The sequence below is a fragment of the Mesorhizobium sp. M1B.F.Ca.ET.045.04.1.1 genome (assembly GCF_003952465.1).
Classification (GTDB): domain Bacteria; phylum Pseudomonadota; class Alphaproteobacteria; order Rhizobiales; family Rhizobiaceae; genus Mesorhizobium; species Mesorhizobium shonense.
In genome coordinates, this window is record NZ_CP034448.1 from 1,532,761 (window position 1) to 1,549,932 (window position 17,172).

Annotated in this window: 9 protein-coding genes and 4 pseudogenes; 11 read left to right on the forward strand and 2 right to left on the reverse strand. The window is 58.6% G+C overall.

Translation table 11 applies throughout. The features are described 5' to 3' along the window. Nucleotides 1–11 precede the first annotated feature (11 nt). The 9 genes and pseudogenes from EJ071_RS07495 to EJ071_RS07535 all read left to right on the forward strand — a co-directional run. Nucleotides 12–1,017: pseudogene (locus tag EJ071_RS07495) on the forward strand (serine hydroxymethyltransferase); the annotation flags it as partial. 317 nt (nt 1,018–1,334) lie between these two features. Beyond that, a pseudogene (gene metK / locus EJ071_RS07500) lies at nt 1,335–2,216 on the forward strand (methionine adenosyltransferase); the annotation flags it as partial. Nucleotides 2,217–2,316: 100 nt separating this feature from the next. Beyond that, nucleotides 2,317–3,330 carry an adenosine kinase gene (locus tag EJ071_RS07505; protein WP_126063919.1) on the forward strand — a complete coding sequence of 338 codons (1,014 nt, stop codon included), beginning with the start codon at nt 2,317–2,319 and terminating at the stop codon, nt 3,328–3,330. 65 nt (nt 3,331–3,395) lie between these two features. Beyond that, nucleotides 3,396–4,430 (forward strand): L-threonine 3-dehydrogenase, encoded by a 1,035-nt coding sequence (gene tdh / locus EJ071_RS07510; RefSeq protein ID WP_126063920.1) that lies wholly within the window; start codon nt 3,396–3,398, stop codon nt 4,428–4,430. Nucleotides 4,431–5,144: 714 nt separating this feature from the next. Then, nucleotides 5,145–5,313, forward strand: a pseudogene (locus tag EJ071_RS39295) (transposase); the annotation flags it as partial. A gap of 812 nt (nt 5,314–6,125) precedes the next feature. After that, nucleotides 6,126–6,812 carry a response regulator transcription factor gene (locus EJ071_RS07520; protein WP_024505585.1) on the forward strand — a complete coding sequence of 229 codons (687 nt, stop codon included), beginning with the start codon at nt 6,126–6,128 and terminating at the stop codon, nt 6,810–6,812. Between the two features lie 71 nt (nt 6,813–6,883). After that, nucleotides 6,884–8,305 carry a type II and III secretion system protein family protein gene (locus EJ071_RS07525; RefSeq protein WP_050580548.1) on the forward strand — a complete coding sequence of 474 codons (1,422 nt, stop codon included), beginning with the start codon at nt 6,884–6,886 and terminating at the stop codon, nt 8,303–8,305. Nucleotides 8,306–8,317: 12 nt separating this feature from the next. Continuing rightward, nucleotides 8,318–8,878, forward strand: a complete 561-nt coding sequence (locus tag EJ071_RS07530) for a CpaD family pilus assembly lipoprotein (RefSeq protein ID WP_063169261.1) — start codon at nt 8,318–8,320, stop codon at nt 8,876–8,878. Between the two features lie 83 nt (nt 8,879–8,961). After that, nucleotides 8,962–10,833 (forward strand): acyltransferase family protein, encoded by a 1,872-nt coding sequence (locus tag EJ071_RS07535; RefSeq protein ID WP_126080682.1) that lies wholly within the window; start codon nt 8,962–8,964, stop codon nt 10,831–10,833. Between the two features lie 482 nt (nt 10,834–11,315). On the opposite strand, the gene EJ071_RS07540 is transcribed toward EJ071_RS07535, so the two are convergent. Further along, nucleotides 11,316–12,455, reverse strand: a complete 1,140-nt coding sequence (locus EJ071_RS07540; RefSeq protein WP_126063922.1) for a porin — start codon at nt 12,453–12,455, stop codon at nt 11,316–11,318. A 682-nt stretch (nt 12,456–13,137) separates the two neighbouring features. Here EJ071_RS07540 and EJ071_RS07545 point away from each other — a divergent pair. Continuing rightward, nucleotides 13,138–13,494, forward strand: a complete 357-nt coding sequence (locus EJ071_RS07545) for a hypothetical protein (protein WP_024505577.1) — start codon at nt 13,138–13,140, stop codon at nt 13,492–13,494. A gap of 470 nt (nt 13,495–13,964) precedes the next feature. Continuing rightward, nucleotides 13,965–15,291 (forward strand): annotated as a pseudogene (gene hemN / locus EJ071_RS07550) (oxygen-independent coproporphyrinogen III oxidase). Nucleotides 15,292–15,525: 234 nt separating this feature from the next. Here the strand turns inward: hemN and EJ071_RS07555 are convergent. Then, nucleotides 15,526–17,169: an MFS transporter gene (locus EJ071_RS07555; RefSeq protein WP_126063923.1), complete on the reverse strand. Its 1,644-nt coding sequence runs from the start codon at nt 17,167–17,169 to the stop codon at nt 15,526–15,528. Nucleotides 17,170–17,172: the final 3 nt, after the last annotated feature.

The window sequence follows — 17,172 nt, forward strand, 5'->3', positions numbered from 1 at the left end:
GCGCGACTACCATGGATAACTCCGCCGGCGGCGCCATCGCGCAGCCCGACACTTACGGGCGGCCTCACTTAGCCGCCGTCGACTCCCGCGTTCACGAACTGCTTCTAAGACAGGAGCGTCAGGAGCGGACAACTCTCAAACTGATCGCCTCCGAGAACTTTGCCTCCTCGGCGGTGTTGGAAGCGACCGGGTCGATTTTCACCAACAAGTATGCCGAGGGATACCCCGGTGCGCGCTACTACGCCGGAAACGAGATCGTCGATGAGCTTGAGACCCTCGCGATCGAGCGCCTGAAAGCGCTATTTGGCAGTGAACACGCCAACGTCCAGCCTTATTCAGGCTCGCCAGCCAACCAGGCTGTCTATCGCGCGCTTTTGAGCCCCCGTGACAAAGTCATGGGCTTGCCTTTACCCGAAGGCGGCCATCTGACTCACGGTTGGTCCGTCAATTTTTCCGGCAGCGATTATCAGCGCGTCCCGTACAGGCTGCACGAAAAGACACAGCAAATTGACTATGACCACTTGCGCGAGACCGCCAAGCGGGAACGCCCGAAGCTAATTTGGGTCGGCGGAACTGCTTATCCGCGTATTTTTGACTACGCGGCAATGGCCGAAATTGCTTCGGAGGTGAACTCGTATCTGGTGGCTGACATCGCCCACATCTGCGGCCTGGTTGTCGCAGGAGTGCATCCGAACCCCGTGTCCCATTGCGATGTGGTCACCAGCACCTCTCACAAGTCGATCCGCGGTCCCCGGGGTGGCTTCATTTTATCAAGGAATGAAGACCGTTATCAGCCCCTCCATCATCCGAAGAGCAAACACAATCTGCGCCGTGTTCCCTCTTCTGCAAGGCGGACCGCATATGAATACTATCGCCGCGCTTGCCGTCGCCTTTGCAGGAAGCAGCGACACTCGTCCTTTCGTGTTCGGTAGAGATCGTCACAACGCCAAGGCTCTGGCCAGAGCGCTTCTGGAGCGAGGTTATGAAACTCGTCACTGGGGCACTGAAATCACATGCTGATCTTGATCTTCGGACGGCCCGCTGTCAGGCAAAGCCTATGCGGAGCGCTTATCGTGAAGTGTTGGTGAGACAGGACTCGGCGGGCATACGGAAGTACGCTGGTTGTGGTGCGCATGCTGGCGAATCCACCAGCCATGCCCACATCGACTTACGCCAAGTCGCCCCGCCGGATTTAATCCAAAGCGAATTAAGGCAGTATCGATATGGCGATCCGGGGACGGCGGGGTTAGATGTGATGCGATCTGTCCGATGATGCGATTGGCTTTGATGGGTCCGGACGTTGCGGCCCGTCGTTCGTTCTGGCCCGCTCCACCGAGCAGTCGCCCGACATAAGCCAGGGCGTTGATGAAGGACGAGGGCAGGATCTCGGGCAAGGGGCAGGGGATCAGGGCATCATGTTTGGATTCGCATGCAACGAGACGGATACATTGATGCCCCTGCCGATCCAACTCGCTCACCATTTGACGAAAAGACAGGCCGAGGTCCGGAAAGCGGGACAGCTTGGCTGGCTGCGTCCGGACGTGAAATCTCAAGTGTCGGTACGCTACGAAGGGCTCCGCCCGGTGGCGCTGGATACCATAGTCCTGTCAACGCAGCATGACGAAGCGGTCTCACAAGCCACGGTCCGCGAAGGCGTCATTGAGGAGATCATAAAACCGGTCCTGCCGGCCCACCTGGATACTTCGGGGATCAGATTTCTGGTCAACCCAACAGGGCGGTTCGTGGTCGGTGGGCCTGCCGGCGACTGCGGCCTCACAGGACGGAAGATCATCGTCGATTCCTACGGTGGGACCGGGCGTCACGGCGGCGGTGCCTTTTCGGGCAAGGACCCATCCAAGGTTGACCGCTCGGCGGCCTATGCCGCCCGGTATGTCGCGAAGAACATCGTTGCCAGCGGCCTTGCAGAGGTCTGCGAGGTTCAGCTTGCCTACGCGATCGGCGTGGCCAGTCCGGTTTCTGTCATGGTCAATACCTTCGGAACCGCAAGGATCGAGGAAAAAAGGATCGAGCGCCTTGTTCTCGAGGTTTTCAATCTCCGACCGAAAGGCATCATCAAGATGCTTGATCTCTTACGGCCGATATACCGCAAGACGGCGACATACGGACACTTCGGGCGTGAAGAGCCTGAGTTCACTTGGGAGAAGACGGACAAAGCTGACGATTTGCTGCGTGAAGCCGGACCGGCAGCTGCGTGAGGGCGGCTGGATCAAGCGCATGCGGCAACCCATTTCAACTCGCGAGACCACGCCCGGCCGGCGTGGCAAGAAGCCGGCTCGGGTTTTGGCGGAGATTTTGATGCCGGATTATGACGTGCTTTGCATCGGCAATGCCATTGTCGACATCATCGCCCAGTGCGACGAGGAATTCCTCGAGACCAACGGCATCATCAAGGGCGCGATGAACCTCATCGACACACAACGCGCCGAACTGCTCTACAGCCGCATGGGTCCGGCGATCGAAGCGTCCGGCGGCAGCGCCGGCAACACGGCGGCCGGCGTCGCCAGCTTTGGCGGCCGCGCGGCCTTCTTCGGCAAGGTCTCCAACGATGCGCTGGGCGAAATCTACGCCCACGACATCCATGCGCAGGGCGTCGCCTTCGGCACCACGCCGCTCAAGGGTGAGCCGCCGACGGCGCGCTCGATGATCTTCGTCACGCCCGACGGCGAGCGCTCGATGAACACCTATCTCGGCGCCTGCGTCGAGCTTGGCCCTGAGGATGTCGAAGCCGACAAGGCGTCCGGCGCCAAGGTCACCTATTTCGAAGGCTATCTGTGGGACCCGCCGCGCGCCAAGGAGGCAATCCGCCAGACGGCGAAGCTGGCGCACGCGGCAGGCCGAGAAGTGTCGATGACGCTATCGGATTCGTTCTGCGTCGACCGCTACCGCGACGAATTCCTCGACCTGATGCGCTCGGGCACGGTCGACATCGTCTTTGCCAACAGCCACGAGATCAAGTCGCTCTACCAGACATCGTCGTTCGACGAGGCGCTGGCCCAGATCCGCAAGGATTGCCGGATCGCCGCCGTCACCCGCTCGGAAAAAGGCTCGGTGATCGTGCGCGGCGACGAGACCGTGGTGATCAAGGCGACCGCCATCAAGGAACTGGTCGACACGACGGGCGCCGGCGATCTCTATGCCGCCGGCTTCCTGCATGGCTACACGCAAGGCCGCGACCTGCAGACTTGCGGCGACCTTGGCTCACTGGCAGCCGGATTGGTGATCCAGCAGATCGGCCCCAGGCCCCGTCAGAATTTGCGCCGCGAGGCCGAGCAGGCGGGGCTGACCATTCCGGACGTTCAAACGAGTTAGTGGCCTACCTTCCCGTTGTGCAGGCTATCTCGCCAGAAGCGCAATCACGGAATAGGGAAATCCTGATGTCGAACATGATGAAGGCGCTTGTGAAGGCCAAGGCCGAACCGGGCATCTGGATGGAAGAGGTGCCGGTGCCGGAAATCGGCCCCAACGACGTGCTGATCAAGATCAAGAAGACGGCGATCTGCGGCACCGACGTGCACATCTACAATTGGGACCAGTGGGCGCAGAAGACGGTGCCGGTGCCGATGGTGACGGGCCATGAGTTCGTCGGCACCGTTGCCGATTTCGGCGCAGCGGTCACCGAATACAAGGTCGGCCAGCGTGTATTGGGCGAAGGCCACATCGTCTGCGGCCATTGCCGCAACTGTCGCGCCGGGCGAGGGCATCTGTGCCGCAACACACTCGGCGTCGGCGTCAACCGTCCAGGCGCCTTCGGCGAGTATCTGGCGATCCCGCAGCACAATGTCGTGCCGATCCCCGACGATGTGCCCGATGAGATTGCCGCGATCTTCGATCCCTTGGGCAATGCCGTCCACACCGCATTGTCCTTCGATCTGGTCGGCGAGGACGTGCTGGTGACTGGCGCCGGGCCGATCGGCATCATGGGCGCGCTCGTCGCCCAATGCGTCGGCGCGCGCAAAGTGGTCATCACTGACATCAACCCGGTGCGGCTGGCGCTAGCCAAGAAACTCGGCGTCCAGCATGTCGTCGACGCCTCGAAGGAGAAGCTGCGCGACGTCATGCCGGTGCTCGGCATGACCGAGGGGTTCGACGTCGGGCTCGAAATGTCAGGCGCCGCCCCCGCTTTCCGCGACATGATCGACACCATGAACAATGGCGGCAAGATCGCCATTCTGGGCATCGCGCCGACCGGCTTCGAGATCGACTGGAACAAGGTCATCTTCAAGATGCTGCATCTCAAAGGCATCTACGGCCGCGAGATGTTCGAAACCTGGTACAAGATGATCGCGCTTGTGCAGGGTCCGCTGGATGTCTCCGGCCTGATCACCCACCGCATCGGCATCGACGATTTTCAGATCGGTTTCGATGCGATGAAGAGCGGCAGTTCCGGCAAGGTGGTGATGGACTGGTAGGGATTGCCTTGGCCGCTATTCAGGAAAAGCTGACGACAGCACCTCTGGTCCGCCGGACATTTTCCAACTAGGGGAACATGGCTGGGTGGAGAGCTATGGCTCCGCTACGTGCGCTCGCTAATCATACACGGCGACGTATCGCGGCCCACCCGGTGACGGTCGATGGGGCAATTCGCTTCAGTCGATGACGGAAACCCGGTGAACCGATGCTGAGGCCCCGACGCGATCGTCTATTTCCTATGATCTGCGATTGAGGTCGAGGTGTTGCCGCTTTCAGCGGGTAAAATGCGATAGACGACTTCCGGTACCCTTCCGGTCAGCGAAAAGGAAGGCAACGAGCCGCATTGCCTCAAGCAAAATGTTACCAATAGTGTCCTGTTCCAAAGGGGATGGACAGGTCGTGCCATTCCGGTTCGGGGGAAGGATGGCGCGGCTCAGCATGGCGACACGGTGAAGCGGCGATCGTGGAGCTTTATTGCGGCGTTGACAAGCGGCGCATTCTGGATGAGTTCGAGGCGGTAACCGGCTATTATTCGCAAGCGCGCGATCCGTCTTATGAACCGTCGTGAGCAGAGGCCGTCTGCGGGCAAGAGCCGCAGCCGCTGTTACGGCAGCGATGTCCGCGACGCGCTCATCGTGTTGTGGGAGGATTCGGAGCGGCTGGGTCCGCATCGACGCTCGCGGCGGCCAGCGCCGCCGGGCAGGAATGAGTTCGCAGTTCGCCGCTCGGTGCCAGCCCGCACCTTCGGCGATTGGAAAGATCCGCCGCCCGGCTTTGTTGAGCGCATTCGGGCACGTCTTCGTCAGGGAGCTTCGTGCAGACGATGGTGCTGACCGGATTGCCGCCGGCTGGACCGATTGCATTCCGCTCCGCACGCGCGACAGCGGCAATGTGATCATGGCGATCAAGCAGGCCCGCTCCCGGTTTCGCTGACCCTGTGCTGCTGTTTGCCGGCATCCGCCCGCACAGGAAGAGCTTGTAAAAGCGGTCGGTGCGGAAATCGAGGAGCCGTTGGTCGTCGATCTTCAGCCTGAACGCGGTCGTTTGCTGGTGCCGCAAATCGGCTGTTGCATGTACATCCCTGTCAGACGTCAGTTTTCCTCGCCTATTTTGGTGTCGAGCGCGAAGTGCTCCAACCAGATTGCAAGGCTTTTTGGAAATGAGAGCGGCTTTGCGCAGGGCGCTCCGTTGTTGAGCATTCAAGCTACCAAGCCAATGACGCGCAGGTTCCACCAGGCTCGCCAGCCTTGAAGGACAGCGAAAAAAGCAGAGCACGACAGACACAACAGTGCATCAGGACGCCGCAGTCGTTGAAGATGGTGCGCTGCATCCATACCGTGGATGCATTCGATCCAAATAATCGATTTGTTCAATCAGTTTCTCGAAAGCTAACCCTACCCTCTGTGGGAATCGGGCTCTGAGCCGCGACGCTGCCTTGCGAGCGCAGGGGCTGCACGTAGGAGAGATGATGCAACGAGAAATCGCACGCGGGTTGCTGGCCTCGTGGGTTCGCCGACCGGCGTATTTGAGCCCGTCAGTTGGTCCTCACCCGCGCCTATTGCCACCGAGCGACTTGCATGTCCCTCCGACTCGGACCAGTTCCGAGAGCTGCGACGAGTTGCGCGCCGTGTGCTCCGATCAGATGGCCGCCGGTGACGCGTTCGATGGGCCGTCCCTCTTCGAGAGGAGATGAAATGCGAACGCTGCTCGTGGATCATCATGCGGATCTTGCGCGCGCCATGCGACTTGCGCTCGGGGATGGCGGCTTCGTCGTTGATGTCGTTGGTACTCTGGAACTGGCTTCGAGTGCATTTTCTTGCGCCAGCTATGAAATTCTCCTGCTGGAATTGGCTCTGCCAGATGGCGATGGCTTGGGTTGGCTGAGGCAGTTGAGGACCCACGGGCATTCAGTTCCTGCCGTCATTATGAGCAGCCTTAACGATCTCGATAAGCGAATTGCGATCTTCAACGGTGGTGCGGACGACTTTCTGCTCAAACCCATCTCTACCGATGAGCTTATTGCCAGAATGAGAGCCATTCTGCGCCGGGCGACACAGATGACCGACCTGAGGCTCGTATTTGGCAATCTCGACTTTGATCCGGTCGCCCGCCAGGTTTTCGTTGATGGGCACCCAATGATGATCGCACGTCGCGAACTCTGTATTCTAGAGCACCTGCTTAACCGGGCAGGCCGCATCGTGCCCCGTGCGCAATTGGAAGATCACCTCTATTCATTCAACGACGACGTGTCTGCCAACGCGCTTGAAGTCGGAATTTATCGTTTACGGGGACATCTGACCAGATCAGGTGCAACGCCACGGATCAAGACCATCCGAGGCATTGGTTACATCCTAGAATTGACTGACGCCTCGTCCGCATAGTTTGTCGAATCGAAAGAAGATCTATTTTGCTGATCCTTCAACATCCTTGCCATGCGCTCAATTGGCGGGCGATCGCCAACAAGGTTACAAGACCTGCAGTTCCCCGTTACCTGGGCCATCTCCTCTGCGCGCTTATTGTGACTTTCCCACTTGGTGTCGCGGCGCAAAACAAGCAGGACAAAGGCCCGCCGCATGCGGCTTCGAATAGCATCAACGCCACGCTGACCCTTTCCTCTTCGCTCGGGGAGACCGTTCATCTGCCCGCGCCAGCCACGACCATCTTTGTTGCTGACCCCACGATCGCGGATTTTCAGGCGCCATCGAGCAAAACAATCTTCGTCTTTGGCAAGAAATCGGGGCGGACCAGCCTATTCGCCTTGGATGGCAATGGCGAGCCTCTCGCCGAATTGCGTATCGTTGTCACGCAACCGATCGGGGATTTACGCGCCATGTTGCGGGAGCAGGTCGGCGACTATCCCATCCGCGTCAACTATACGCCGCGCGGCGCAATCCTTAGCGGGACGGCGCCCGACGCAGAGGTCGCCGACACCGCAAAAAGAGTCACTGAGCAATATCTGGGCGACGGAGCGCAAGTCGTCAACAACATCAAGGTCGCTGGATCCCTGCAAGTTAACCTCAGCGTGCGCGTAGCCGAAGTCTCACGCAGCGCCATGAAGTCACTCGGCGTCAACTTGTCCGCCTTCGGTCAAATCGGCAATTTCAAAGTGGGCGTTCTAAGCGGAAGCGCTGCAAGCGCTGGGTCTGGTTCAACCCAGGGTGGCGGTACAGCAGAAATCGGATTCGACAACGGTGCCGTCAACGTCAGCGCGGTTCTCGACGCGCTCGCCAAGGAGCATATAGCTTCCGTCCTGGCTGAGCCGAACCTCACCGCTATGTCGGGTGAAAAGGCCAGCTTTCTCGCGGGCGGCGAATTTCCCATTCCTGTCCTGCAGGAAAACAGGCAGGTATCGGTTGAATTCCGTCACTTCGGCGTCAGTCTGGAATTTGTGCCGACAGTTCTCAGCAACAATCAAATCAACATTCACGTAACGCCCGAAGTCAGTGAACTGTCGACGCAAGGTGCCGTGCAAATCAACGGAATTTCCGTGCCGGCAGTTTCCACGCGCCGAGCCGATACGGTCGTCGAACTCGCCAGCGGCCAGAGCTTCGCAATCGGCGGTCTAATCAGGCGGAACGTCAACAATGATGTCAGGGCCTTTCCCTGGCTCGGAGAACTGCCGATCCTGGGACCGCTTTTTCGCTCGACCTCGTTTCAAAAAGAGGAGTCAGAACTGGTCATTCTAGTTACGCCTTACATTGTAAGACCAGGCTCCAACCCAAACCAGATGAGCGCACCGACCGAGCGGGCGGCACCGGCTTTGAACGGAGGGGGCGCTCCGACGAATTCCGTGACAAGTCCCCCGCGAGACCGCGCTGCTATCCGTGCGGGCGCGCCAAGCGCCCAGGGCGGTCTCGGCTTCATCATCGAATAGTGTCATCCAAAGATGTTGCGTTTTATAATCCTCTTTGTCGCTCTGGCACCAAGCGTAAGTGGCTGCACAAGCACTACGCCAGTTGATGTCGAACCATCGGCACCAATGCTTGTCCGAGAGGAGACCACCGTCCTGACGTTGCAAAGCCTGCGCGCTTCCGAACGGCAGCGTTTGCGTGTTTTCCTAGACAAGGCCAGTCGCGGCCGGTTCGATGCCATCCACCTCCTCATCAGCGGTTCGCCCCAGCTCAGCGCAGGGGTAGCCCATCAGGCCAGGCAGTTGGCAATCGAAGAAGACAACATTCAATTGCGCGATCAACACGACGCCGGCTCAGTGCGAATTGAGGCGATTGTCTATCACGCCCGTCCGCCGGTCTGTCCCTCATATGGTGCCTTACCCAATGAAGAATCCTTCAAACAGCCGCTTGGTTGTTCGACAGGACATAACCTGGCCGTGATGGTCAACGATCCGCGCGATCTGCTCGACAATCAGGCCGTCAAGGCCGGCGATGGCGATCGTGCTTCTGTACCAGTTGCAACTTACAGAACATTCGGGACGGATAAAGGTGGCTGATACCGCCCTTATCTCGGCAGCACTCCTACCGGAGATTGAAAGCTTCCAATCGCGTCCTGATCTAAAATAAAAGGAACCGCTGGATGCAATATAGGCGCTATATCGAGGGCCTTAGGGCCGTTGCTGTACTTCCGGTCGTACTCTTTCATTTCGGAATTTCGGCGATCCCGGGTGGCTTTAGCGGGGTCGATATCTTCTTCGTCATCTCCGGCTACCTAACCAGCGGAAGCCTCCTGGATGACCTTGAACGCGGCCAATTTTCCATCGTCAACTTCTACTGGCGCCGTGCCCGGCGCATTCTGCCGGCGCTCGTCTTTGTGATGCTTCTCACCTGCATTGCAGCATTGTTCATTCTTCTGCCACCGGATCTGCGCGGATTCAGTCTTAGCATCATAGCTACCTCGACCTTCTGGTCGAACGTTTTCTTCTGGAAAACGTCAAGTTACTTCTCTATCGATGCCGCGCTTCTACCACTGTTGCACACTTGGCCGCTTTCCGTAGCGGAGCAGTACTACATCTTCGCACCAATCCTGATGTTCCTAATCTATCGCTACATCGGGAAGCGCTGGCTGACGACACTTCTTCCGATAATTCTCTGCAGCTTCGTAGTGGCGGTGATGGCGACATCGCTGGCACCCACCGCCGGATTCTATCTGCTGCCGACCCGAATCTGGGAACTCATGTTGGGCGCCCTGCTCATGCTCAAATGCCCCTCGCCGCTGGGCAACCGATTCCTGATGGAGTCGGTGGGGGTGGCCGGATTTGGCCTTCTCGCCATCGGGTTCTTCGCGATTTCGGCGAGTGATCCGTTCCCAGGCTACAACGCCTTGTATCCATGCATCGGAACGGCCCTTCTGATCTATGTTGGCCAAAATACCCCCTCGACGGTCGCCACCCGCATGCTCGAAGTCCGGCCGCTGGTCTGGATTGGGCTCATCTCGTATTCGTTGTATCTTGTTCACTGGCCTCTCAATGCGTTCGCGCACTATCTTTCGTTCCAAAAACTCGATCCGTTGATGACCGGTGCGATGTTGGTGGCAAGCCTCGCATTGGCTGCATTCTCCTGGAAGTTTGTAGAGCAGCCGTTTCGACAGAAGAGGGCCTTCACCTCCCCGGGGCCTATCTTCGCCTTTTCAGCGCTCGCGATCGTTGTCCTTTGTGCCGGCGGAGCGGCGGGGGCGCTCGGCAATGGCTTTCCGCAACGGTTTCCGGACTATGTCCAGCGGCGCATTTCCGTCGGGGACTGGAGGAATGGCATCTGTTTCAACGAGGGCACCAGCCGGATCGAAAGCTGGAATATGGAGGATTGCACGCGCACCAGCGGTTTTCCAACAACGGTTTTTTTGTGGGGCGACTCCTTCGCCGCGCACTATGTTTCCGGCTTGGGTGCTAACATAAATCGATTGCAGGCGAACATCGTTGAATATACGTACGCCAGCTGCGCGCCGATACTCTATTACTACCCTTACGATCGTCTTGATTGTGTCCGGTTCAATCGCAAGGCCTTGGACGTCATCTTGGAAGCGGACATCAAGACGGTTATCCTCAGCGGTAGATGGAGTGACTATGAGGTCAGAGGTTTCGACGGTCTTCAGCAAACAATCGCTACGCTTCGTGCCCTGGGCGTGCGCGTGTTTGTCATCGGCCAGTCTCCGCAGTTCCCAACTGACGTCCGGAAAATTGCGTTCTTCGCCAAGCGCCAAAATCTGGACGATACGTCCTGGCCGATCGCGATGGACCCCGACATCAACGAACGTGTGCGCTCATTTACCAAAGGCGCCACATTCATCGATCCGCTGAAATTCCTGTGCAGCGCAGGACGCTGCGCCTATTCCGATAGAGGAGAGTTTTTATATTTCGACTATGGTCATTTCTCTTCAGCCGGCGCCACACTGGCAATCTCGAAATACTGGCCGGCTTTTGGCAAGGACAATGCTCTTCCTAAGACGAAGTAGCGGCTCAGCGGCTGACAAGCACCAGTACGGGTCCCAGTGATAGCTCCTGCTTCCGCAGCAGCCGCGACGATGGAGCTGTTCAGGTTTAAGGCCCCCCGATAGTGACCTAGGATGGGTGCTGCCACGCGGCTCGGACTCAGCGTGCATTATCACGTAAATGTTGAGAGAATGAATGGCGCCGCGAAGGGCAATTCCAGCCGTCCAAAGCGACAGGCGTGTCGCGGCCTCGACATTGCAGTGGCGCTTACCTAACACGGCCTCACACTGCCCTCTAAGCGGCCCCGAATTTGAACTGACGGCCCCTGGCCGGTTCATCGGGCAGGTCAAGGGCTAGGTGTAGTACACAGGGCTCATAACTTTCAGTTTCTAGTTGGTACGATGGGCCGTGGACGGTCGATGCAGACTTCAAGATGGCGAACGAAGCTCTCCATGCGTGCGTTGTCGAGGCAAGTGCCTTTGCCATGCTCGCGACTGGAGAGATTTCAAAATGAGCCTTGTAAGCGGAGAATGCCGCCGACGCTGTTCGGCTTGCTCGTGCCCTTGACGGCGGTAGGCTCGGCAGGGCCGAGGCCAGAGTTGCCGTAGTGGTCGTAATCGACCTCGGCTGTGACCGTGAAGCCGGGAACGACCATGTAGGCGACGTTTGCAGCCACACCAGCATCCTTGAGCTGATCACCCGAGACCTGAAGGTTGAACGAAGTTTTCTCGTCAAACTCGTAGGTGGCGCCCGCCCAGAAAGCCCACTGGCCGTTCCAGATTTTGTACGAGCCGCGCCCATGATTGGCAATTGCGCCGTTTGAGTCCTCGTTGAGACTGGCATTGGAACCGTAGCCGAAGAGTCCAAACAGCGACAGCTGGTTTGTGACAGCGACGTCGACGCGGATCTTGCCGGCAAAAGCTTCGTAATTGCTGTCATAAGCCGCGACGCCGGTGATCGAGCCCCAGCCTTGCGTGTATTTCAAGCCGGCGACAACGTGCGGAATATAGCTGTCGATAGTACCGGCTGAGCCCGATCCTTGTTCGAGCGAAATCACAGTCGAAATGCCGTTGCCGGCGTCGAAGTGGTACTGAGCCACGTTGGTGTCGAAGCCGGCCGACGGAACGAGCATACTATCGAGAACGTCGCCAGCGTAGCTTACAAACGTATCGAAGGCCGACCCCTCCTTGCCAACTCGCAGGCCTCCCAGCTCGACCCAGGCAGAAGCCAGTGCGAGGCCGCTGTTGAAATCATAGTTCTGAGGACTGTCATGCGAGTTAGCGCTGTTGCCAAAATTCACGTGGGTTTCGGTATAGGTCGTCAACGCGCCGAGCTCGGTCTGCTGGCCGGTCCAAGTTTTGAACGTGAAGCGTGTGCTGTTTCGCCAAGTGCCTTGGTCCTCGCCAGTTCTCACGTCCGAGGTTCTTGCGCTGTCATACGATCGGACGTCACCCAGGCCGATATCGTAACGGACATAGCCGCCGATGCGCAGGCAGGTCTCGGTGTTGGGAATATAGGAATATCCCGAGCCGAGGACGTCGCAGATCTTGATGTACTCGGCCGGTTCCCGCTCGGCGCCAGCTGCTCGACCGACGGAAACGGTCATCAGAGCAGTTAAGCCGAGAAGAGGACTCTTGATGTACATGTCTAGATCTCCATGAAGGAATAAAAAGGATAGAGGCGAAAGAGCAAGCTTTTCCTCTAAATTTTGTGCGTGTTGTCTCCAATATGTGGACGCCAAAGCGCTTGACACGAGAGGTGAGCCAGCGTAAAAGCCACATGTACTTATAATAGTGTTTTCTGTTAGGAGATTCATTATCGTTTACATGTGAAACACTCCGGTCGGACCGCTGCAGCTCTCCGAAATAGAGCAGCAAGCGACATGCCAACCTGAAGCGTAAATGCGGCCGACACCAAAATCGGGCCGACGCGCCTTCGTCTCGCTGGAATCACTTTTTTTGAGGGTCACTGCGAAAAGCAATGTGCGACACGGTTCGCCATGTTCGATATGTGACAGTCTCGTTTAACAGCGACGGCTTCCCGTCTGACCGCAACGGAGGCCGCGCCATGCGCTACCGAGAAGGATCACTGCGCGTACGCTCCGCAAGGGCTGCGCCAGGAACAGAGGGCGTGCGCGTCCGAGGCGTCGCATGGTGGCCGCAGCACCTTTTCGCCGCTGTAAGTTCGCCGTGCAGGTACATTGCGCGGCCGGAAGCGAGAGGGAGCGCACCCTGAAACGGCTGCCTACGGCTCGCCTCGAGTAATTGGCGATGAACAGCATTCTCGAGAACTTAGTCTCGACGGAAAGAGCAACGAAAGGAAGCCGCTTGGACGAGCACGATCCGAAGGAAGAACCGATCGAGACCATTTTCCGCAACGGCACAATCACTGCCGTGGGTATCCTGCTTGCCTTTTCGCTCGGCTTCCTCACTCATTGGGCCGCGAACCCCTTGCCATGGCAACTCTACGATCTGTTCGCCGTAGTGCCGATCCTGCTCGGCATCGCACTGCAGATGAGAGCGCTGTCCATGCTGCTCGACATGAGTTCCTTGCGGCGCCCCATCTACGAACGCGCCAATCGCATTTTCATGGTCGGCCTCATCCAGACCGCGTGTGGCGTCGGCATGGCCATCTTGGTCGATCTTTTCGGGATATCGGTAGGGGGCACGCTGCCCGGCGCTTGACGACAAGCCACACCGCCGCTCTTCGCTCGAAGCGACGTCAAGCCGGGGAACCTTGTGCACCCCCTAGCGGCGTCCTCCTTTCATCAAATGAGCCGACGTCAGCTTTAGAGCGTCTCGGTGGCTAAAGCCGGTATGGTTTTTCGGCCGGCAGGGAAGGCCGCTGGCTGGACCTGGATGGCGTCTGAACGAGGCTTGACAGGTCCGTTGCGTCGGACATGAATTTCGCATTGCAAAGTTCTTCCGCAGACGCCTCAAGCACACTGCACTGGCGTCACGTACTACTCAGACGTTGAATGCGGCACCGCACCATCACCTCAGGCGCAACCATGGCACGCGCGCTCCCCGGCGTGGTTGACCCCATCCTGTCCAAACGAGACTGCGACATAAGCGGGACGCACTGACTTAGGTCAGAGACCAGGACGAGCGCGCAACGAAAGAATGATGGATCAGCGACGTGGGATGACAGCTCCTTGCACACCTCAATCCTGACAAAGTACCGGGACCCCCGGCCGCCTTGGTATACCATCTATCCGACTGTGCCAGACTTCTCTGCGGCAGTTGGTGCTGACGATTATGAGGAATGGCTGGGGGGCCTCCCGGCCGACGAATCGGTGTCGCTCTATTTCCACATTCCGTTTTGCCGATCCATGTGCTGGTATTGCGGCTTCCCTACCGCGGTCATCCGTCGCAACGGCCCGATCCTTAATTATTTAGCGGTGCTGCGTCAGGAGATCAGTTTGGTGTCGGAGCAAGTGCGGCAAGGGCTGCCGGTGAGCGATGTGCATTTCGGCGCGGAACGCCTCACCTTATCGGGCCAGCCGAGCACTTGGCGCTGATGGAATTTCTACGCCGCCACTTCGCTTTCAGCAAAACTGCTGCGATCACCGTGGAGATCGATCCCCGAACGTTCACACCGGAAATGGCCGAAGCCTTGGCAGCTAACGGTGTCAACCGCGCGAGCATCGGCGTGCAGAGCTTTGATCCCGATGTGCAAAGGCGATCAATCGGATCCAGAGTAAGGTGCAGACGGCCGCTGCAGTCCAAAATCTCCGCCGGCATGGCGTTGGCCATATCAACTTCGACCTCATCTTCGGTCTACCGAAACAGACTGTGCAGTCCTGCATCCAGACCGCGATGGCTGCGGTCGCCATGCGCCCCAACCGGCTTGCGGTGTTCGGATACGCGCATATTCCTTCCGTGATAAAGAACCAGCGCCTATCGAGCAGGCAGGTCTACCGGACGGCGATCTTCGCGCCGAACAGGCTGCAGCTGTCGCCGAGACACTGGTTGGCGCTGGCTACCGGGAGATCGGGCTCGATCATTTCGCTCCGCCGGACGACGAACTCGCGCTAGCGCAGAAGACCGGGCGCGCCTACGGCGTAATTCGCTGGGATACTCGGCCGATACTTGCAAAACGTGATCGGCTTAGGCGCGTCGGCTATTGGCCGAGTCCGCGAGGGGTATGTTCAGAACGAAGTAACACGGGATTCTTACGCCCGGCACATCGCAAGTGGACGTCTGGCGACATCAAAGGGTCACCGTCTGACCGACGATGACCGGGTGCGCGCAGCGATCATCGAGCGACTGATGTGCGATTTGGAGGCCGACGTGCCGACCATCTGTGCCGCCCACGAAATCGAACCAGCTCGTTTTCTCGATTCAGTTGAGAGTTTGGTGACGCTGGCTGAGGAGGGGATCCTGGACGTCGAAAACGGCTTCATCCGCGTGCGGCCGGAGCACCGCTTTGTTGTTCGCGCCGTTGCTGCTGCATTCGATGCTTTTCTCGCGAATCGATGAGTTGAGGCCACGACGCCGAAAGGCATCAAACCTTGTTTGGCGCTCGTCGGCATGGGCTCTCGCAGAAGACTCCGCAAGCGTATGCAGGGGACTTCCACTTGACGCCGCGTTCACCATCATCTCGCCTGGGTGCGCGCGAAAGCGCACAACCCGGAGCACGCTGCTCTCGGTGTGAGGCTGTGCTCTGCAAAGCACCGGTGATCCACCCTGTCCCTGGACAGCAGCTTGATGGCGTCATCTTGGAGGACGAGAAAAGATTGTCGAGGTACGGGTACGAATTGCCTCGGTCGTCCGTTCAATCGAAAGCACTGTCTGCGGAGGCACCTCTCCTTCATGCAGTGACAGGAGATGCTGGGCGACTTCCTTATCTGCTGCGGTGAGTCGATGATTTAGGCGGAGAAAGTCCATCCAGGTGGGGGTGCGGAATGTCTCCGTCCAAAGTGACGGTGTTTGCAGATTTCGCTGGAGCGTCCAGTTTCGTGCACCGGCACGGCTCTGGACGTGTCGCCGCGTGCGCATGGAGCCCAGAAAGGCCTCGATATTTTCCTCCGATATCAAATACTCGACCTTGGCCACGATAGGGCCACTTCTGGGTTTCAGATCGAGAGCCACGTCCGGCGGATGAAAAACTGAACTTTCTTGATCGGTTTCTTCCCAGGGACGGACCGGCAACACGATCCCCGCTGCTGCAACCAGCAACAGAGCGCCTGCGGCGCCCTCCAATGCTAAGGTCAAGGAATAGTTTTGCGCGACAGAACCCCAGATCCAGCTGCCAGCAGCCATACCGCCTGCGCTCAAGGCGTAGTAAATGGAGAGCGTGCGGCCTACAACCCACCTTGGGCTTGCCAACTGCACCGACACGTCAATGCCCGTCCAGGTGATAAGCCAACCCGCTCCGCCGAGCGCCAGCGAAATGGCCGCCACAGGAATCGACGATGTAAGGGCAAGGGAGAGGCAACAGACTGCACAAGCCACAGAGGCGAAGGCCACCAGCCTGTTTTGAGACGTGACCTTCCTCAAGAAGCCGTTGCCCATGCCCGCGATGAAAGCACCCATGCCGAAGCCGGCCAATAAGATACCGTAGACAATTGGCCCACTCTTCAACTGATCCCGGACGACGAGGGGGAGCAACGCCAGAATGGAGATGCTTGCCAATCCGAAAAGAGCGGCTCGGGCGGTCGCTGCCCTGATCTCCAAAGACATCGCAGTAAAGCGCACTCCGTCATGAATTGCCGTCGTCATTCTCTCACGAGGGAGAGGCGAAGAGCGGACCTCCCATTTGGTGCGCCATATCGCGCTTATGGGCGCCAGATCACTCACCGCAGCCAAGGCGAAAGCGGCCAGCGGCCCAAAGACGGCCAGGATCACGCCCCCCAAGGCCGGACCAACGCTGCGCACAATGTTGTATCCGACGGACATAAGCGTCACTGCGGCCGGAATGTCGCGTTTGTGAAGGATATCGCCGACCGAAGCGTGCCAAGCCGGATCATTCAAGGCAAAGCCGCAGCCGGCCAGGAAACCTAACCCGAGAATCAGCCAAGGACTGACAAATCCCAGACCCACAGAAATCATCAGCGTCGTCGACGCCGATGCTATCAGGCAGTGTCCCGCAAACATCACCCACCGGCGGCTGAAGTTGTCGGCAATGGCTCCGGCGAAAACTGAGAGGAAGAACACCGGCAATGTGGATGCGGCCTGGACGAGTGCCACCATGAGGTCGGACGCTGAAATCGTTGCCATAAGCCAACTGATGGCGACCGTTTGCACTAGCCAACCGAGGCTGGAAATCTGGGTGGCCGCCCAAATTGAGCGAAACACCTTGTTTCGAAATGGGGCGAGCGTCTTTGAAACGGGCGGTTGAGGATTTTCGCTCTGCATGAG

Bases quoted from the DNA above. Each gene is read 5' to 3' on its own strand.
- EJ071_RS07530 (WP_063169261.1), top strand. From the start codon at position 8,318: ATGTTGCGTTTTATAATCCTCTTTGTCGCTCTGGCACCAAGCGTAAGT.
- EJ071_RS07555 (WP_126063923.1), bottom strand. From the start codon at position 17,169: ATGCAGAGCGAAAATCCTCAACCGCCCGTTTCAAAGACGCTCGCCCCA.
- EJ071_RS07505 (WP_126063919.1), top strand. From the start codon at position 2,317: ATGCCGGATTATGACGTGCTTTGCATCGGCAATGCCATTGTCGACATC.
- EJ071_RS07520 (WP_024505585.1), top strand. From the start codon at position 6,126: ATGCGAACGCTGCTCGTGGATCATCATGCGGATCTTGCGCGCGCCATG.
- tdh (WP_126063920.1), top strand. From the start codon at position 3,396: ATGTCGAACATGATGAAGGCGCTTGTGAAGGCCAAGGCCGAACCGGGC.
- EJ071_RS07540 (WP_126063922.1), bottom strand. From the start codon at position 12,455: ATGTACATCAAGAGTCCTCTTCTCGGCTTAACTGCTCTGATGACCGTT.
- EJ071_RS07535 (WP_126080682.1), top strand. From the start codon at position 8,962: ATGCAATATAGGCGCTATATCGAGGGCCTTAGGGCCGTTGCTGTACTT.